Annotated in this window: 17 protein-coding genes; 9 read left to right on the top strand and 8 right to left on the bottom strand. The window is 70.8% G+C overall.

Annotated features, from left to right (window positions below):
• Window positions 1–22: 22 nt before the first annotated feature.
• On the top strand, window positions 23–598 hold the full coding sequence (locus tag BR98_RS29230; RefSeq protein WP_051970329.1) for an NADAR family protein: 576 nt from the start codon (window positions 23–25) through the stop codon (window positions 596–598).
• A 121-nt stretch (window positions 599–719) separates the two neighbouring features.
• On the opposite strand, the gene BR98_RS29225 is transcribed toward BR98_RS29230, so the two are convergent.
• Window positions 720–2,102 carry a glycine--tRNA ligase gene (locus BR98_RS29225; protein ID WP_035849347.1) on the bottom strand — a complete coding sequence of 461 codons (1,383 nt, stop codon included), beginning with the start codon at window positions 2,100–2,102 and terminating at the stop codon, window positions 720–722.
• 199 nt (window positions 2,103–2,301) lie between these two features.
• Between BR98_RS29225 and BR98_RS29220 the strand changes: the two genes are divergently transcribed.
• The 4 genes from BR98_RS29220 to BR98_RS29205 are packed head-to-tail and all read left to right on the top strand — an operon-like array spanning window position 2,302 to window position 5,399.
• Complete coding sequence (locus tag BR98_RS29220) at window positions 2,302–3,255, top strand: metal ABC transporter substrate-binding protein (RefSeq protein ID WP_035849345.1); 954 nt, start codon at window positions 2,302–2,304, stop codon at window positions 3,253–3,255.
• Between the two features lie 16 nt (window positions 3,256–3,271).
• On the top strand, window positions 3,272–4,003 hold the full coding sequence (locus BR98_RS29215; RefSeq protein WP_083977108.1) for a metal ABC transporter ATP-binding protein: 732 nt from the start codon (window positions 3,272–3,274) through the stop codon (window positions 4,001–4,003).
• Complete coding sequence (locus BR98_RS29210) at window positions 4,000–4,941, top strand: metal ABC transporter permease (RefSeq protein ID WP_051970327.1); 942 nt, start codon at window positions 4,000–4,002, stop codon at window positions 4,939–4,941. Before BR98_RS29215 ends, BR98_RS29210 begins: the two co-directional genes overlap by 4 nt.
• Window positions 4,942–4,976: 35 nt before the next feature.
• On the top strand, window positions 4,977–5,399 hold the full coding sequence (locus tag BR98_RS29205) for a Fur family transcriptional regulator (RefSeq protein WP_035849342.1): 423 nt from the start codon (window positions 4,977–4,979) through the stop codon (window positions 5,397–5,399).
• Between the two features lie 66 nt (window positions 5,400–5,465).
• Here BR98_RS29205 and BR98_RS29200 read toward each other — a convergent pair whose 3' ends face one another.
• The 4 genes from BR98_RS29200 to leuA form a co-directional block, all read right to left on the bottom strand.
• Complete coding sequence (locus tag BR98_RS29200; protein WP_035849339.1) at window positions 5,466–6,299, bottom strand: isoprenyl transferase; 834 nt, start codon at window positions 6,297–6,299, stop codon at window positions 5,466–5,468.
• A gap of 2 nt (window positions 6,300–6,301) precedes the next feature.
• On the bottom strand, window positions 6,302–7,048 hold the full coding sequence (recO, locus tag BR98_RS29195; RefSeq protein ID WP_035849337.1) for a DNA repair protein RecO: 747 nt from the start codon (window positions 7,046–7,048) through the stop codon (window positions 6,302–6,304).
• Window positions 7,049–7,181: 133 nt separating this feature from the next.
• Complete coding sequence (locus BR98_RS29190; protein WP_232247658.1) at window positions 7,182–7,727, bottom strand: TerB family tellurite resistance protein; 546 nt, start codon at window positions 7,725–7,727, stop codon at window positions 7,182–7,184.
• Window positions 7,728–8,054: 327 nt separating this feature from the next.
• A complete protein-coding gene (leuA, locus tag BR98_RS29185) occupies window positions 8,055–9,836 on the bottom strand; it encodes a 2-isopropylmalate synthase (RefSeq protein ID WP_035849333.1) in 1,782 nt (593 codons plus the stop codon).
• A 304-nt stretch (window positions 9,837–10,140) separates the two neighbouring features.
• Between leuA and BR98_RS29180 the strand changes: the two genes are divergently transcribed.
• The 4 genes from BR98_RS29180 (at window position 10,141) to BR98_RS29165 (ending at window position 13,385) form a co-directional block, all read left to right on the top strand.
• On the top strand, window positions 10,141–11,157 hold the full coding sequence (locus BR98_RS29180; protein WP_051971210.1) for a M4 family metallopeptidase: 1,017 nt from the start codon (window positions 10,141–10,143) through the stop codon (window positions 11,155–11,157).
• Window positions 11,158–11,266: 109 nt separating this feature from the next.
• Entirely contained in the window at window positions 11,267–11,569 is a 303-nt protein-coding gene (locus BR98_RS29175; RefSeq protein ID WP_051970325.1) for a protealysin inhibitor emfourin, read from the top strand.
• Window positions 11,570–11,727: 158 nt separating this feature from the next.
• The gene (locus BR98_RS29170) at window positions 11,728–12,894 is read left to right on the top strand and encodes a damage-control phosphatase ARMT1 family protein (RefSeq protein WP_035849331.1); all 1,167 of its coding nucleotides are present in this window, start codon (window positions 11,728–11,730) and stop codon (window positions 12,892–12,894) included.
• A 188-nt stretch (window positions 12,895–13,082) separates the two neighbouring features.
• Window positions 13,083–13,385: a substrate-binding domain-containing protein gene (locus BR98_RS29165; protein WP_407639506.1), complete on the top strand. Its 303-nt coding sequence runs from the start codon at window positions 13,083–13,085 to the stop codon at window positions 13,383–13,385.
• 18 nt (window positions 13,386–13,403) lie between these two features.
• Here BR98_RS29165 and era read toward each other — a convergent pair whose 3' ends face one another.
• From era to BR98_RS29155, 3 genes are all read right to left on the bottom strand, one after another.
• Complete coding sequence (era, locus tag BR98_RS29160; RefSeq protein ID WP_035849326.1) at window positions 13,404–14,354, bottom strand: GTPase Era; 951 nt, start codon at window positions 14,352–14,354, stop codon at window positions 13,404–13,406.
• Window positions 14,355–14,412: 58 nt separating this feature from the next.
• A complete protein-coding gene (locus BR98_RS39720; protein WP_157537973.1) occupies window positions 14,413–14,562 on the bottom strand; it encodes a hypothetical protein in 150 nt (49 codons plus the stop codon).
• An 80-nt stretch (window positions 14,563–14,642) separates the two neighbouring features.
• Complete coding sequence (locus BR98_RS29155) at window positions 14,643–14,984, bottom strand: cytidine/deoxycytidylate deaminase family protein (protein ID WP_035849324.1); 342 nt, start codon at window positions 14,982–14,984, stop codon at window positions 14,643–14,645.
• Window positions 14,985–14,987: the final 3 nt, after the last annotated feature.

The raw sequence follows: 14,987 nt of genomic DNA, 5'->3' as shown, positions 1-14,987 counted from the left end.
TCCCTGCTGCGACGATCCCGCCATGAACGACGATCGTGCCGCCCACCCCGCGACCACCCGTACCCGCGAAGCCCTGGCCGCCCTCACCGCCGCCGGTGTCCAGCCCAAGTACCTGTTCTTCTGGGGCCACCAGCCCCAGCGTGACGGCAGCATCGGTCCCGGCTCGCTCAGCCAGTGGTGGCCCTCCCCCTTCACCGTCGACGGCATCGAGTACGCCACCGCCGAGCACTGGATGATGGCGAGCAAGGCGCGGCTGTTCGGGGGCGAGGAGGCCGTCCCCGGGATCCTGGCCGCCCGGACGCCGGCCGAGGCCAAGAAGCTCGGGCGGCTGGTGCAGGGCTTCGAGGAGGAGACCTGGGCCGCGGCCCGGTTCGCCCTGGTGACCGAGGGCAATGTCGCCAAGTTCGGTCAGGACGAGGCGCTGCGCAGCTATCTGCTCGGCACCGCGAACCGGGTCCTGGTCGAGGCCAGCCCGCGTGACCGGATCTGGGGCATCGGCCTCGGCGCCGGCAACGAGGCCGCCGCCGATCCGGCGCGTTGGCGCGGGCTCAACCTGCTCGGCTTCGCCCTGATGGAGGCCCGGGAGCGACTGAGCTGACTGAGACTGGGCCGACCAAGACTCGGCTGACCAGGCTGGGCTGACCAGGACTCGGCTGACCGAGAACGGCCGAGGGCCCCTGCCGCCGGAGCGGAAGGGGCCCTCAGTCGGAGCAGGGACCTCAGCAGCCGATCAGCCGCGCACCCAGGTAGGCCTTCACCTGGTCCAGCGAGACCCGCTCCTGCGCCATGGTGTCGCGCTCGCGGATGGTGACGGCGTTGTCCTCGAGGGTGTCGAAGTCGACCGTGACGCAGAACGGCGTGCCGATCTCGTCCTGGCGGCGGTAGCGCTTGCCGATCGCACCGGCGTCGTCGAACTCGACGTTCCAGGCCTGGCGCAGGTCGGCGGCGAGGCCGCGGGCCTTCGGGGACAGGTCGGCGTTGCGCGACAGCGGCAGCACCGCGACCTTGACCGGGGCGAGCCGCGGGTCGAGGCGCATGCCGACGCGCTTCTCCATCACGCCCTTGGCGTTGGGGGCCTCGTCCTCGAAGTAGGCGTCGAGGATGAAGGCCAGCAGCGCGCGGTTGAGGCCTGCTGCGGGCTCGATGACGTACGGGAAGTACCGCTCGCCGGACTCCTGGTCGAAGTACTTGAGGTCCTGGCCGGAGGCCTCGCTGTGGGTCGACAGGTCGAAGTCGGTGCGGTTGGCGATGCCCTCGAGCTCGGAGAACTCGCTACCGCCGAAGTTGAAGCGGTACTCGATGTCCACGGTGCGCTTGGCGTAGTGCGAGAGCTTCTCCTTCGGGTGCTCGAAGAAGCGCATGTTCTCGGTCCGCAGGCCGAGGTCGGTGTACCAGTTCCAGCGCTGCTCGAGCCAGTACTCGTGCCACTTCTCGTCCTCGCCCGGCTTGACGAAGAACTCCATCTCCATCTGCTCGAACTCGCGGGTGCGGAAGATGAAGTTGCCGGGGGTGATCTCGTTGCGGAAGCTCTTGCCGACCTGGGCGATGCCGAACGGCGGCTTCTTGCGCGAAGTGGTCTGGACGGCCTTGAAGTTGGTGAAGATGCCCTGCGCGGTCTCGGGGCGCAGGTAGGCCAGGCCGGAGCCGTCCTCGACCGGGCCGAGGTGGGTCTTCAGCATGCCCGAGAACTCCTTGGGCTCCGTGAAGGCGCCCTTGGTGCCGCAGTTGGGGCAGTTGATGTCGGCCAGGCCGTTCGCCGGGAGCTTGCCGTGCTTGGCCTCGTAGGCCTCCTCCAGGTGGTCCGCGCGGAACCGCTTGTGACAGGAGGTGCACTCGGTCAGCGGGTCGCTGAAGGTGGCGACGTGGCCGGAGGCCTCCCAGACCTCGCGGGCCAGGATCACCGAGGAGTCGAGACCGACCACGTCCTCGCGAGCGTGCACCATCGCGCGCCACCACTGGCGCTTGATGTTCTCCTTGAGCTCCACGCCCAGCGGCCCGTAGTCCCAGGCAGCCCTGGTGCCACCGTAGATCTCGCTGCAGGGGTAGACGAAGCCACGGCGCTTGCTCAGGCTGACGATCGTGTCGATCTTGTCGGCGGCCACAGTGCTCTCTTCAGTACGACGCCGCACTCATGTACGACGGCACGGTCAAGGCGCGGCTGGTTGCACGCACCCGAATACCTCAGGTTACCGGGCAGGTGGGTGGCGGGCTCAAATCGTTAACCCACAACACTTCACGTAACGACAGTCGGATCATCCGGCAAGTTGACAATCATTTCCAGGAAAGATGAGAATGGTTGTCATGATGCTCCGCCGTCGGATATCCGCTCCCTCACTCGCCCTGGCCGCCACCGCTGTCACCGGCTCCCTGCTGCTCACCGCCTGCGGTGGCAGCAGCAGCGCGCAGAGCGCCGACGGCAAGCTGAACGTGGTCGCATCCTTCTACCCGATGCAGTACCTCGCGGAGCAGATCGGTGGCGAGCACGTGAACGTCACCGACCTCACCGCCGCCGGCACCGAGCCGCACGATCTGGAGCTGACGGCCAAACAGGTGGCCGCCGTGCAGAACGCCGGCACCGTCCTCTACCTCAAGGGCCTGCAGCCCACCGTCGACAAGGCCGTCGCGCAGTCCAGGAGCGCGCACATCGTGGACGCCACCGCGTTCTCCCCGCTGGTCGACCACCACCTGGACGAGGGCAGCACCGCCACCGACGGGCACGACCACCCGGGCGACGCCGGCGACCCGCACATCTGGCTGGACCCGACCCGGTACGCGGCCGTCGCCAAGGGCGTCGGCGCCGAGCTCGCCAAGGCCGACCCGGCGCACGCCGCCGACTACCAGAAGAACACCGACGACCTGGTGGCCCGGCTCGCCACCCTGGACCAGGGCTTCCAGTCCGGGCTGAAGGGCTGCACCAACAAGGCCTTCGTCACCAGCCACGCCGCCTTCGGCTACCTCGCCGACCACTACGGCCTGGAGCAGATCGCGATCAACGGGGTCGACCCGGAGTCCGAGCCCACCCCGGCGCGACTGGCCCAGATCCAGCAGGCGGCCAAGGACCACGGCGTCAGCACGATCTTCTTCGAGACCCTGGTCAGCCCGAAGCTCGCCGAGAGCGTGGCCAAGGACCTGAACCTGAAGACCGCCGTCCTGGACCCGCTGGAGGGCGTGAAGGACGCGAAGAACGACAACTACCTCTCGGTCATGCAGCAGAACCTGACCAACCTGCGGGCCGCCCTCGGCTGCACCGCCTGACGGGGGACCAGCCGACATGAACACACCCGCGGTCCGACTGACCGCCGCCCAGGCCGCGCTCGGCGGACGCCCGGTGCTGCGCGGGGTCGACCTGGCGGTCGCCCCCGGCGAGGTGGTCGCGCTGCTCGGGGCCAACGGCTCCGGCAAGTCCACCACCATCAAGACGGTGATCGGCTCGGTGCCGCTGACCGGGGGTGAGCGCGAGCTGTTCGGCGTGCCCGGGGCGCGGTTCCGCGACTGGCACCGGATCGGCTACGTGCCGCAGCGCACCACCGCCGCCGGCGGGGTGCCCGCCACGGTGCGCGAGGTGGTGGCGACCGGGCGGCTGGCGCAGCACGGGCTGCGGCCGTTCCGCCGCAAGGACCGGGCCGCCGTGGACCGGGCGCTGGACGCCGTCGGAATGCTCGGCCGGGCCGGCGACGGGGTAGCCGACCTCTCCGGCGGCCAGCAGCAGCGGGTGCTGATCGCCCGGGCGCTGGTCGGCACGCCCGAGCTGCTGATCATGGACGAGCCAATGGCCGGGGTCGACCTTGCCAGCCAGCGGGTGCTCGCCGACACGCTGCGCCACGAGGTGGCCCGGGGTGCGGCGGTGCTCCTGGTGCTGCACGAACTCGGGCCGCTGGAGCCGCTGATCGACCGTGCGGTGCTGCTGGCCGACGGGCGGGTGGCGCAGGACTCGACGCTCGGACTCGACCACCACCATCAGGACCACCACCACGCCGAGGCGCGTCAGGGGCTGCTGACATGAGCGACCTGCTCTCCTACGACTTCATGCAGCGCGCGCTGCTGGCCGCCCTGCTGGTCGGGATCACCGCGCCCTCGGTCGGCATCTACCTGGTGCAGCGCCGGCAGGCGCTGATGGGCGACGGCATCGGGCATGTCGCGCTGACCGGCGTCGGCCTCGGGCTGCTCTTCCAGACCAGCCCGGTCTGGATGGCGGTGGCGGTCTGCGTGGTGGCCGCAGTGATCATGGAGCTGGTCCGTTCGCGCGGCAACCAGCGCGGCGACATCGCGCTGGCCATGCTCTTCTACGGCGGGATGGCCTGCGGACGGCTGCTGATCAGCAAGTCGCCGGCCGCCAGCGGCACCAGCGGCAGCCTGGACAGCTACCTCTGGGGCTCGATCCTGGCGGTGGACGCGAGCGACCTGGTGACCATCGCGGTGCTGGGCGCGGTGGTGATCGCGGTGACCATCGGGCTGCGCCGCCAGCTCTTCGCGGTCTGCCAGGACGAGGAGTTCGCCCGGGTCACCGGGCTGCCGGTGCGGCTGCTCAACCTGCTGCTCGCGGTGATGGCCGCGGTCACCGTGACGGTGGCGATGCGGGTGGTCGGGCTGCTGCTGGTGAGCGCGCTGATGGTGGTGCCGGTGGCGGCGGCGCAGTTGCTGACCCGCTCGTTCCGGGCCACCCAGGTGCTGGCGATCGGGATCGGGGTGCTGGTCTCGCTCGGCGGGGTGGTCACCTCGTACCAGGCTGACGTGCCGCCAGGTTCCGCGATCGTGCTGCTGGCGATCGCCTGCTTCGCGGTGTTCAGCGCGCTCGCCGCGCCACTGGCCCGGCGGCGGCACCGGGGAGTGGCGGCAGGGGCTGCCGAGGCAGCAGATTCGGAGGGGCGAATTCCGGTTCAGCAGGCGGCCGAGCAGTCCCTTCCGGCGGAGTCGGTCAAGGGTGCGGGGCTGGCACAATGAGCTGTGACCCGCCCCGAATCCCTGGAGGAGCACCGGTGACCACCGCAGGCCCGTCGCCACGCGCCCGATCCACCCGTCAGCGCGCCGCAGTCTCGGCCGCGCTGGACGAGATCGAGGACTTCCGCAGCGCGCAGGAACTGCACGACATGCTCAAGCACCGGGGCGACTCGGTCGGCCTGACCACGGTCTACCGCACCCTCCAGTCGCTGGCCGACGCGGGCGAGGTGGACGTGCTGCGCACCGCCGACGGCGAGGCGGTCTACCGCCGGTGCAGCAGCGGGCACCACCACCACCTGGTCTGCCGGCACTGCGGCAGCACGGTCGAGGTCGAGGGCCCCGCGGTCGAGCGGTGGGCCAACTCGGTGGCGGCCGAACACGGGTTCAGTGACATCGCGCACACCCTGGAGATCTTCGGCACCTGCGCGGACTGCGCGGCCAAGCAGCGCGCGGCGCACTGAGGCAAGGCCGGCGGGCGCCGTTCGGGCGGGCCGCCGAGCGGTCCCACCCGAACGTGTGACGGCCCGTCAGCGCTGCGCGGGCACCTCGGCGGGCACCTCGTTGGGCAGCGCGCCGCCGAACCGCCGGTCGCGCATCGCGAACTGCTCGCAGGCGCGCCACAGGTCGCGCCGGTCGAAGTCCGGCCAGAGCACGTCCTGGAACACGAACTCCGCGTAAGCCGACTGCCAGAGCAGGAAGTTGGACGTGCGCTGCTCGCCGCTGGGGCGCAGGAACAGGTCCACGTCCGGCATGTCCGGGTGGTACATGTACTTGGAGAGGGTCTTCTCGTTGACCTTCTTCGGGTCCAGCTTGCCGGACGCGACATCGGCGGCGATCGCCGCGGCGGCGTCCGCGACCTCGGCCCGGCCGCCGTAGTTGACGCACATGTAGAGGGTGACCGCGTCGTTGTCCTTGGTCTGCTCCTCGGCCACCTTGAGTTCCTGGACCACGCTCTTCCACAGCTTCGGCATCCGGCCGGCCCAGCGGATCCGCACGCCCATCGCGTCCAGCTCGTCCCGGCGGCGGCGGATCACGTCCCGGTTGAAGTTCATCAGGAACTTCACCTCATCCGGGGAACGCTTCCAGTTCTCGGTGGAGAAGGCGTAGAGCGAGATGTTCTTGACGCCCAGCTCGATGGCGCCCCTCATCACGTCCAGCACGACGCTCTCGCCGATCTTGTGGCCCTCGGTGCGGGGCAGGCCGCGCTCCTTGGCCCAGCGGCCGTTGCCGTCCATCACGATCGCGACATGGGCGGGGACCAGCTCACCGGGGATCTTCGGCGGCTGGGCGCCGCTCGGGTGCGGGGACGGGGCCGCGTACTCGCGCTGCTTGCTGCCACCGAAGAGCCGTCGCGCTGCCATGCTCACTTCTCCACGTATCTCATCGAACGGATACCCCGCTCCAGGTGCCACTGCAGGTAGGCGGCCACCAGACCGCTGCCCTCCCGCCAGTAGCGGGGTTCGCAGGCGTCCGCAGTCTGCCAGTCTCCGGACAGCAGGGCGCCGAGCAGAACCAGTGTCTCAGGGGAGGGTACGGCACATCCGGGAACCCGGCAGTCCGTGCAGAGCACGCCGCCGGCCTGCAGCGAGAAGAACCGGTTGGGGCCTTCGAGGCCGCACTTGGCGCAGTCGGTGAAGCTCGCGCCGTAGCCGTTGACCGCGAGCGAGCGCAGCAGGAAGGCGTCCAGCACCAGGTGCGACGCGTGGGTGCCGGCGGCCAGCGTGCGCAGCGCCCCGACCAGCAGCAGGTACTGCTGGACGGCGGGCTCGCCCTCGTTCTCGGCGAAACGTTCCGCCGTCTCCAGCATCGCGGTGCCGGCGGTGTAGCGGCCGTAGTCGGTGACGATGCCGCCGCCGTACGGGGCGATGGTCTCCACCTGGGTGCAGAGCGGCAGCGAGCGGCCGACCAGCTCGCTGCCCCGGCTGAAGAACTGCACGTCCACATGGGAGAACGGCTCCAGCCGGGCGCCGAACTTGGACTTGGTCTTGCGCACCCCCCGGGCCACCGCGCGGACCTTGCCGTGCTGGCGGGTGAGCAGGGTGATGATCCGGTCGGCCTCGCCGAGCTTCTGCGCGCGCAGGACGACGCCGTCGTCACGGATCAGGCTCATGCAGCCATTGTCCCGTACCTCGTGGCCGGCCCGGACAGCCGTGTACCCGCACCGGGCTTGTACGGGGGGAGCCGGTGCGGGACACGGCGGGCCCGGAGGGGGGTCGGGCCCAGTTCGGGGGAAGGGAGCGAGGTCAGTGCGGGGTGCGGGTGGCGGCCTCCAGCAGCCGGCCCACCGTGTCCTCCCCCAGTCGCAGGCAGCTGCCCACGACCACCAGCGCCTCGCGCTCCTGCGGCAGGTACCGGCCGTCGGCCAGCGCGATCCAGGCGCCCTGCAGCACCAGCCGCTCGCGGCCCTGCTGGGCCAGGTGCGGAGCCAACGGCTCCAGTGCGGCGTGCAGTTCGACGGCCAGCCCGCGGCCGACGCCGTGCCCGTCGAAGGGCTCGTCCTCGCCGAAGCCGCAGAGCGCGGCGAGCGCCGCCAGCACCTGGGCCTCGCCGCAGTCCTCGAAGCCGGCGGTGCGGATCAGCTCGCAGGCCTCGGCGCGGGCCGGAGCGGAGCCGACCCCGCCGGCCGCGAGCATGGTCAGCGCGATGATGTACTGCGCGTCCCGCAGCATTCCGGTCAGCCGCACGCTGGTGGGCTGCTCCAGGCTCTCCACGCCGTACCGGCCGCGGCAGTTGGTGCACTGCACGCTGCTCGGCACGCCGCCCAGCGGCAGCACCGGGAGCTCGAACAACCGCAGCCACCGCCGACCGTGCTGCCGACGGTAGTTGCGGTCCCCGCCACAGCCTGGGCAGAAGAAGTCGCCGAGCACATCCGTCCGCCACCTCGGGCGAACACCCCACAACCGTGTCACGGCGCCAACTCCCCAACACCTGGCAGGCGGCCTGCACGACGACGGGCAGGTCACGCGACCGGCGCCGCGGGTCGTCCCACCGACCCCCGTTTCCGGTCCACCGATGGTGCCACGGTTGCCTGCGGGTGTCAGCACCCCGAACGAGTGCAGGAACAGAAAAATGTGGCCCAGGACACATCTGGATGCATCCTGGGCCACACCTGGGAGTTACCTGCGAGCGGTTCGGTTGACGGCGCTGATGATGGCCTTCAGCGAAGCCCGGACGGTGTTGGCGTCGATGCCCACGCCCCACAGCACCTGGTCGCCGACGGCGCACTCGACATAGGCGGCGGCCTGGGCGTCGCCGCCCTCGCTCAGCGCGTGCTCGGCGTAGTCCAGCACGCGTACGTCGACGCCGATGCCGGCCAGCGCGTCGGTGAAGGCGGAGACCGGGCCGTTGCCGGAACCGGTCAGCACGGTCTCGGCGCCGTCCAGCAGAACCGCCACCGACAGCGCGTCGCGCCCGTCCTCGGTGGTCAGGCTCTGCTGCTCGCGCAGCGACAGCCGGCCCCACGGGTTCGCCGGGGTGGGCAGGTACTCGTCCTGGAAGACCGCCCAGATGTCGGCGGGGGTGACCTCGCCGCCCTCGGCGTCGGTCTTGGCCTGGATGATCTTCGAGAACTCGATCTGCATCCGGCGCGGCAGGTCCAGCTTGTGGTCGTTCTTCAGCACGTAGGCGATGCCGCCCTTGCCGGACTGCGAGTTGACCCGGATGACCGCCTCGTACGAGCGGCCCACGTCCTTCGGGTCGATCGGCAGGTACGGCACGCCCCAGGTGTACTCGCCCACCGGCACGCCGGCCGCCGCCGCGTCCGCCTCCAGCGCGTCGAAGCCCTTCTTGATCGCGTCCTGGTGCGAGCCGGAGAAGGAGGTGTACACCAGGTCGCCGGCGTAGGGGTGGCGCTCGGGGACGTTCATCTGGTTGCAGTACTCGTAGGTACGGCGGATGTCGTCGATGTTCGAGAAGTCGATCATCGGGTCGACGCCCTGCGAGAACAGGTTCATCCCGACGTTGACCAGGTCCAGGTTGCCGGTCCGCTCACCCTGCCCGAACAGACACCCCTCGACCCGGTCGGCGCCGGCCATCACGGCCAGCTCGGCCGAGGCCACGCCGGTGCCCCGGTCGTTGTGCGGGTGGGTGGACAGCGCGACGAACTGACGGCGCGACAGGTTGCGCGACATCCACTCGATCTTGTCCGCGTACACGTTGGGCGTCGAACGCTCCACCGTGGTGGGCAGGTTCAGGATGATCTCGCGGCCCTCGCCGGGCTGCCAGACGTCCATCACGCCCTCGCAGACGTCCAGGGCGAAGTCCAGCTCGGTGTCGATGAAGATCTCCGGCGAGTACTGGTAGCCGAAGACCGTCTCCTCGCCCAGCAGCTTCTCGGCGTACTCCATGACCAGCCGGGTGCCGTCCACCGCGATCTGCTTGATGTCGGCCTTGCTGCCCCGGAACACCACCCGGCGGAACAGCGGCGAGGTCGCGTTGTACAGGTGCACGGTCGCGCGCGGGGCGCCGACCAGCGACTCAACGGTGCGCTCGATCAGGTCCTCGCGGGCCTGGGTCAGCACCGAGATGGTGACGTCCTCGGGGATCGCGCCCTCGGTGATCAGCGAGCGGACGAAGTCGAAGTCGGTGGCCCCGGAGGACGGGAAGCCGACCTCGATCTCCTTGTAGCCCATCTTCACCAGCAGGTCGAACATCTTGCGCTTGCGGGCCGGCGACATCGGGTCGATCAGCGCCTGGTTGCCGTCCCGCAGGTCCGTGGAGAGCCAGCGCGGCGCCTTGGTGATCACCTGGCTGGGCCAGGTCCGGTCCGGCAGGTCCACGGTGCCGAACGGGATGTACCGCTGGAACGGCATCCCGGACGGCTTCTGCTGCACGGAGGCCGCGGTGATCGGCGTCGGACGCTCGATGAAGGCACGGGCGACGGAAGACTGCTCAGTCATGGGTGAGTCTCTCGGCTCTCTTCGGATGCGGGCTGGTCGGGGTGAAATCACCCGACGGGCCGACTCGTGCAAAGGCGCACAACAACGCTGAAATGCGCACAGCACAGACCCCGCGGCGAGGGAGCCGGCCTCCGAATGGTCTTACAGGCCCTCGCCGCGGCAGCTAAGAAGAAGCAGCCCGTAACGCATGATGGAGCTAGCGTAACCCAGCGGCCCCCGACGCCGAAGTGAGCGGCGCGACATTTCCACCCCTTGAGACGGCTCCTGCGTGACAGCAGGCCACCGATCCGTGACGCTGGGCGCCATGACGCAGCTCTGCACCATCATTCCGCCATACCTGCTGGACCGGCTGGCCGAATCCGGCATCGAGTCCGCGCGCCGCTCGCTGGAGACCGACGCGGCCCTGCGCACGGCCCGCGCCGACGCCCTGCGGCTGCGCGCCGCCACCCCCGTCGGCCGTCCCGGGCGAACCATCGCGGACGCCGGCCACACCCAGCACCTGCCCGGGCGGACCGTGCGCACCGAGGGCGGCCCGCCGACCGCCGACCCGGCCGTCAACCGCGCCTACGACGGCCTCGGCGCCACCCTCGCGCTGCTGCTCGAGGTCTACGGCCGCCGCTCGGTGGACGGCGAAGGCCTGCCGCTGCAGGCCTCCGTGCACTACGGGCAGAAGTACGACAACGCCTTCTGGGACGGCCACCGGATGGTCTTCGGCGACGGCGACGGAATCGTCTTCGGCGACTTCACCGGCTGCGTGGACGTGATCGGCCACGAACTGACCCACGGAGTGGTCCAGTACAGCGCCGCGCTGGAGTACCACGGGCAGTCCGGGGCGCTCAACGAGTCGGTCGCGGACGTCTTCGGCACCCTGGTCAAGCAGTACGCGCTCGGCCAACAGGCCGCGGACGCCGACTGGTTGATCGGCGCCGGCCTGCTCGGCCCGGGGATCAGGGGCACCGCGCTGCGCTCCATGAAGGCGCCCGGCACCGCCTACGACGACCCGCGCCTGGGCCGCGACCCGCAACCCGCCTCGATGGACCGCTATGTGCAGACCACCGAGGACGAGGGCGGCGTGCACATCAACTCCGGGATCCCCAACCGGGCGTTCTACCTGCTCGCGGTCGAACTCGGCGGCGCGGCCTGGGAACGGGCCGGGCGGATCTGGTACGACACGCTCACCTGCGGCACGCTGCGGCCCGACGCGGACTTCACCGCCTTCGCCCGGGCCACCATGGCCGCCGCCCGGTCCCGGTTCGGCGACGGGCCGGTGACGGAAGCGGTGGCCGGCGCCTGGAAGCAGGTCGGCCTGGTCGTCCAGTAGGCGTCGAAGCCTTCGAGCAACCGTCCGTGAGTACACGTAGTTGTTCCACAATCAACCGTTGTGGGAGAAATCCCCCCGTCCTGGCGCACTCCGTAGCAGACTGGCAACCATGCGTATAGAGGTGACCAGGACCGGCGGCTTCGCCGGACGCACCACGCGGGCCGAGCTGGACACCGCGGCGCGGATCGACGCGCCGCATGTGCACGCGCTGGCCCGCGAGGCGGTCGCGGGGGCCTCGCGCACCCGTGCGTACGGGGTGCCGGACGGCTACCACTACTCGATCACGGTGGACGGCCGCACGGTGCACTGCGCCGACCCGAACCTCACGGACTCGCAGCGGGAGCTGATCTCCCTGGTGCTGCACCAGGGGACCACGCTGCCCCCGCCGGGGCGACTGGCCTTCCCGGGATAGCGCACCCGCGAGGCCCGGCCTGCGCGGGTCTCGGCTTGCGCGGGTCTCGGCTTGCGCGGGTCTCGGCTTGCGCGGGGCGCGGGCGGGTGCTGAGCCCCACCCTCCAGTCGCTCACCGCAGATCTGGACCGGCTACTCCCGAGAGAGACGAACTCGCCCGTGCCCACCGCTCCCGTGATCCGTATCGACGAGCCCGGCTCCTTCGCCTGGGGTGTCTTCCATGAGCGGCACCCGGAGCTCGTCCGGCGGGTGCTCGATGCGCTGCCTTACGGTCCCGGGGAGCGGGCAGCCATCGAGCGACTGCTGGTGGAGAGCACCAGCGGGGTGCTGGAGCCGCTGGGGGCGGCGGCTCACGACCACGCGCAGTGGCTGGAGTGGGGGCAGGGGTTGTGGGGGGCGGCGTGGGGCCGGGCGCCGTTCCTCTGGGCGGAGGGCTACTTCTACCGGCGGCTGCTGGAGGCCACGGGCTACTTCCGGCCGGGGGTCTGGCAGGGGATCGACCCGTTCGCGCCGTTCAAGAGCGCCGAGTTGGCGAGCGCGGCGGTGGACGAGGAACTCGCGGCGCTCGGCGGACTCGGCGGGCTGAAGAAGACGGAACGGGAAGCGGCACTGCTGTCCTCCGCGCTGTGGGGCAACCGCGCGGACCTGAGCTTTCAGCTCACCGCCGAGGCGGCGGCCGACGCGTCCTCGGGGCTGATCGCCGACGACAGTTCGACGCTCTGGGCCGAGCTGGAGCGGGCGCGGGGCGGGCGGGTCTGCCTGGTCGCGGACAACGCGGGCCGCGAGCTGCTGCCGGACCTGGTGCTGCTCGACCACCTCCTGACCAGTGGGTTGGCCGCGCAGGCTGTCCTCTGGGTGAAGCCGCAGCCCTACTTCGTCTCCGACGCCACCATGACGGATCTGATCAGTACGGTGGAGCGCCTGCGCACCGCGCCCGAGCAGGCGGCCGCCGTCATCGGCCGACGGCTCCGGTCGGCCCTGGGTACGGGTCGACTCGCGGTCCGCACCCACCCGTTCTTCTGCGCCCCGCTGCCGTTCCGGCAGCTCCCCGCCGACCTCCGGGCCCAGTTCGACGGGGTCACGATGACAATCCTCAAGGGCGACCTCAACTACCGCCGTGTGGTGGGCGACCGACTGTGGCCGCCGACCACACCGTTCGCCGAGGTGGTGGACCACTTCCCGTCACCGGTGGCCGCCCTGCGGACGCTCAAGTCGGACGTGATCGTCGGCCTCACGCCGGCCGAGGTGGCCGAACTCGACGCGACCGGCGAGCCCTGGCGGACCAGCGGACGGTACGCGGTGGTCCAGGTGCACCTGCAGCGCTAGCCGGGTCAGGCCATGACGGGATCGGCGCTTACACGTGTAAGAACTCGTGGCAGGATTCGATGCGATGAGCAGCAACCCGGGGCGCCCGGCCGCCCCCGCTCCCGCCCAGCCCCCCACCAGTGCCGACGTCGCCCGGCTGGCCGGCTGCTCGCGCGCGACGGTGTCGTTCGTGCTGAACGACACCGCCGGTGGCCGGGTGGGCGAGCAGGAGCTCGACCTCGACGGCGTGTTCCAACGACGAGTACGCGATGCTGCTGATGCGCGCCCTGCAGGACGCGGGCGTGCCGGTCCCCGAGCGGATCGCACTGGTCGGCGCGGACGACCTGCTGCTCGGCCGGCTGCTCCGCCCGCGGCTCAGCACGGTCCACATGTCGCTCCCGCCGGGCGACGAACTGGCCGACCTGGTGGACCGGTTGGTCACCGTCGGCGGACCGGCCCCGGTGACCGGCAACCTGCTGGAGGTCACGCTGGTCCCCCGGGACTCGTCCTGACGGTGCATCGGAGAAGCGTCAGAACCCCAGCTTGCGCAGCTGCTTGGGGTCACGCTGCCAGTCCTTGGCGACCTTGACGTGCAGGTCCAGGTAGACCGGCGTGCCGAGCAGCGCCTCGATGTGCTTGCGCGCCGTGGTGCCGACGTGCTTCAGCCGGGCACCCTTGGCGCCGATCACGATGGCCTTCTGGCTCTGCCGCTCGATGTAGACGTTGGCGTGGATGTCCAGCAGCGGCCGGTCGGCCGGGCGGTCCTCGCGCGGGATCATCTCCTCGACCACCACGGCCAGCGAGTGCGGCAGCTCGTCGCGCACGCCCTCCAGCGCGGCCTCGCGGATCAGCTCGGCGACCATGATCTGCTCGGGCTCGTCGGTCAGGTCGCCGTCCGGGTAGAGCGGCTGGCCCTTCGGGAGCAGCTTGGTGAGCAGCTCGGCGACCAGGCCGACCTGCTGGTCGCCGACGGCCGAGACCGGGATGATCTCCGCCCACTCGATGCCCAGCTCCACGCCCAGCTGGTGGACGGCGATCAGCTGCTCGGCGAGGCGCTTGGAGTCGACCAGGTCGGTCTTGGTGACCAGGGCCACCTTGGGGGTCTTCTTGATCTCGGCCAGTTCCTTGGCGATGAACTTGTCGCCGGGGCCGAGCTTCTGGTCGGCGGGCAGGCAGAAGCCGATCACGTCGACCTCCGCCCAGGTGGAGCGGACCAGGTCGTTGAGCCGCTCGCCGAGCAGGGTGCGCGGCTTGTGCAGGCCGGGGGTGTCGACCAGGACGAGCTGGGCGTCGGGGCGGTGCACGATGCCGCGCACGGTGTGCCGGGTGGTCTGCGGGCGGTCGGAGGTGATCGCGACCTTGGTCCCCACCAGGGCGTTGGTCAGGGTCGACTTGCCCGCGTTGGGGCGGCCGACGAAACACGCGAAGCCTGATCGGTAGGGGGCCGCCGGGGCGGTTGAGGTGTCGCTCATGCGCACCATTCTCCCTGATCGCCCGAGCCGGACCGGCCAGCGCTCACTCACCGCACCCGGACAGCGCTCACTTGCCCCGCCCGAACAGCCCGCCGACCAGGGTGAGCACCAGCAACGCGATGGACACCGCCAGCCAGAGCGGCGAGTGCGTCTCGTGCCAGCGCCCGAAGGACATCACCACAGTCAGCAACGCCGCGAAGAACGCCAGAACCCCCATAGAGAGTGAGATTATCCGACCGCACTCCCCGGGCCGAAGCCCGCCGCCCGATGCCCGTCGGCCGAAGCCCCAGCGCCGCCCTATGCCTCGACGCGCTCGCGCAGCACCCCGTCCGGACCGGCGATCAGCAGCGGAGTGCCCGGACCGCCGAGGTCGCGCACCGCCGCGAGGTCGACCGGGTTCGGCTCCGCCCCCTCGGTCACCACGGCCGCCGCCTCCAGCCCCTTGGCGCCACTGGCCTTGGCCATCGCAACTGCGGTCTGCACCGCGGTCAGCGCGAGCGAGGGCAACTCGACCGAGCCGGCCACATAGGTGCGGCCGGTCTCGTCGCGGACCGCCGCACCCTCGGGCACACCGTTGCGGGCGCGGGCCGAACGCGCCAGGGTGATGATCTTCTGGTCTTCCGGGTCAAGGTCACTCATGAG

This window comes from Kitasatospora azatica KCTC 9699, assembly GCF_000744785.1.
Lineage (GTDB): Bacteria > Actinomycetota > Actinomycetes > Streptomycetales > Streptomycetaceae > Kitasatospora > Kitasatospora azatica.
Note: the sequence above shows the minus strand (reverse complement) of the source record. Positions and strands in the feature narration are given on the sequence as shown.

What these genes read in the sequence shown, in the direction of transcription:
- BR98_RS29230 (WP_051970329.1), top strand. Translation starts at nt 23, where the DNA reads ATGAACGACGATCGTGCCGCCCACCCCGCGACCACCCGTACCCGCGAA.
- BR98_RS29220 (WP_035849345.1), top strand. Translation starts at nt 2,302, where the DNA reads ATGATGCTCCGCCGTCGGATATCCGCTCCCTCACTCGCCCTGGCCGCC.
- BR98_RS29215 (WP_083977108.1), top strand. Translation starts at nt 3,272, where the DNA reads ATGAACACACCCGCGGTCCGACTGACCGCCGCCCAGGCCGCGCTCGGC.
- BR98_RS29210 (WP_051970327.1), top strand. Translation starts at nt 4,000, where the DNA reads ATGAGCGACCTGCTCTCCTACGACTTCATGCAGCGCGCGCTGCTGGCC.
- BR98_RS29200 (WP_035849339.1), bottom strand. Translation starts at nt 6,299, where the DNA reads ATGGCAGCGCGACGGCTCTTCGGTGGCAGCAAGCAGCGCGAGTACGCG.
- recO (WP_035849337.1), bottom strand. Translation starts at nt 7,048, where the DNA reads ATGAGCCTGATCCGTGACGACGGCGTCGTCCTGCGCGCGCAGAAGCTC.
- leuA (WP_035849333.1), bottom strand. Translation starts at nt 9,836, where the DNA reads ATGACTGAGCAGTCTTCCGTCGCCCGTGCCTTCATCGAGCGTCCGACG.
- BR98_RS29180 (WP_051971210.1), top strand. Translation starts at nt 10,141, where the DNA reads ATGACGCAGCTCTGCACCATCATTCCGCCATACCTGCTGGACCGGCTG.
- BR98_RS29175 (WP_051970325.1), top strand. Translation starts at nt 11,267, where the DNA reads ATGCGTATAGAGGTGACCAGGACCGGCGGCTTCGCCGGACGCACCACG.
- era (WP_035849326.1), bottom strand. Translation starts at nt 14,354, where the DNA reads ATGGTGCGCATGAGCGACACCTCAACCGCCCCGGCGGCCCCCTACCGA.
- BR98_RS39720 (WP_157537973.1), bottom strand. Translation starts at nt 14,562, where the DNA reads ATGGGGGTTCTGGCGTTCTTCGCGGCGTTGCTGACTGTGGTGATGTCC.
- BR98_RS29155 (WP_035849324.1), bottom strand. Translation starts at nt 14,984, where the DNA reads ATGAGTGACCTTGACCCGGAAGACCAGAAGATCATCACCCTGGCGCGT.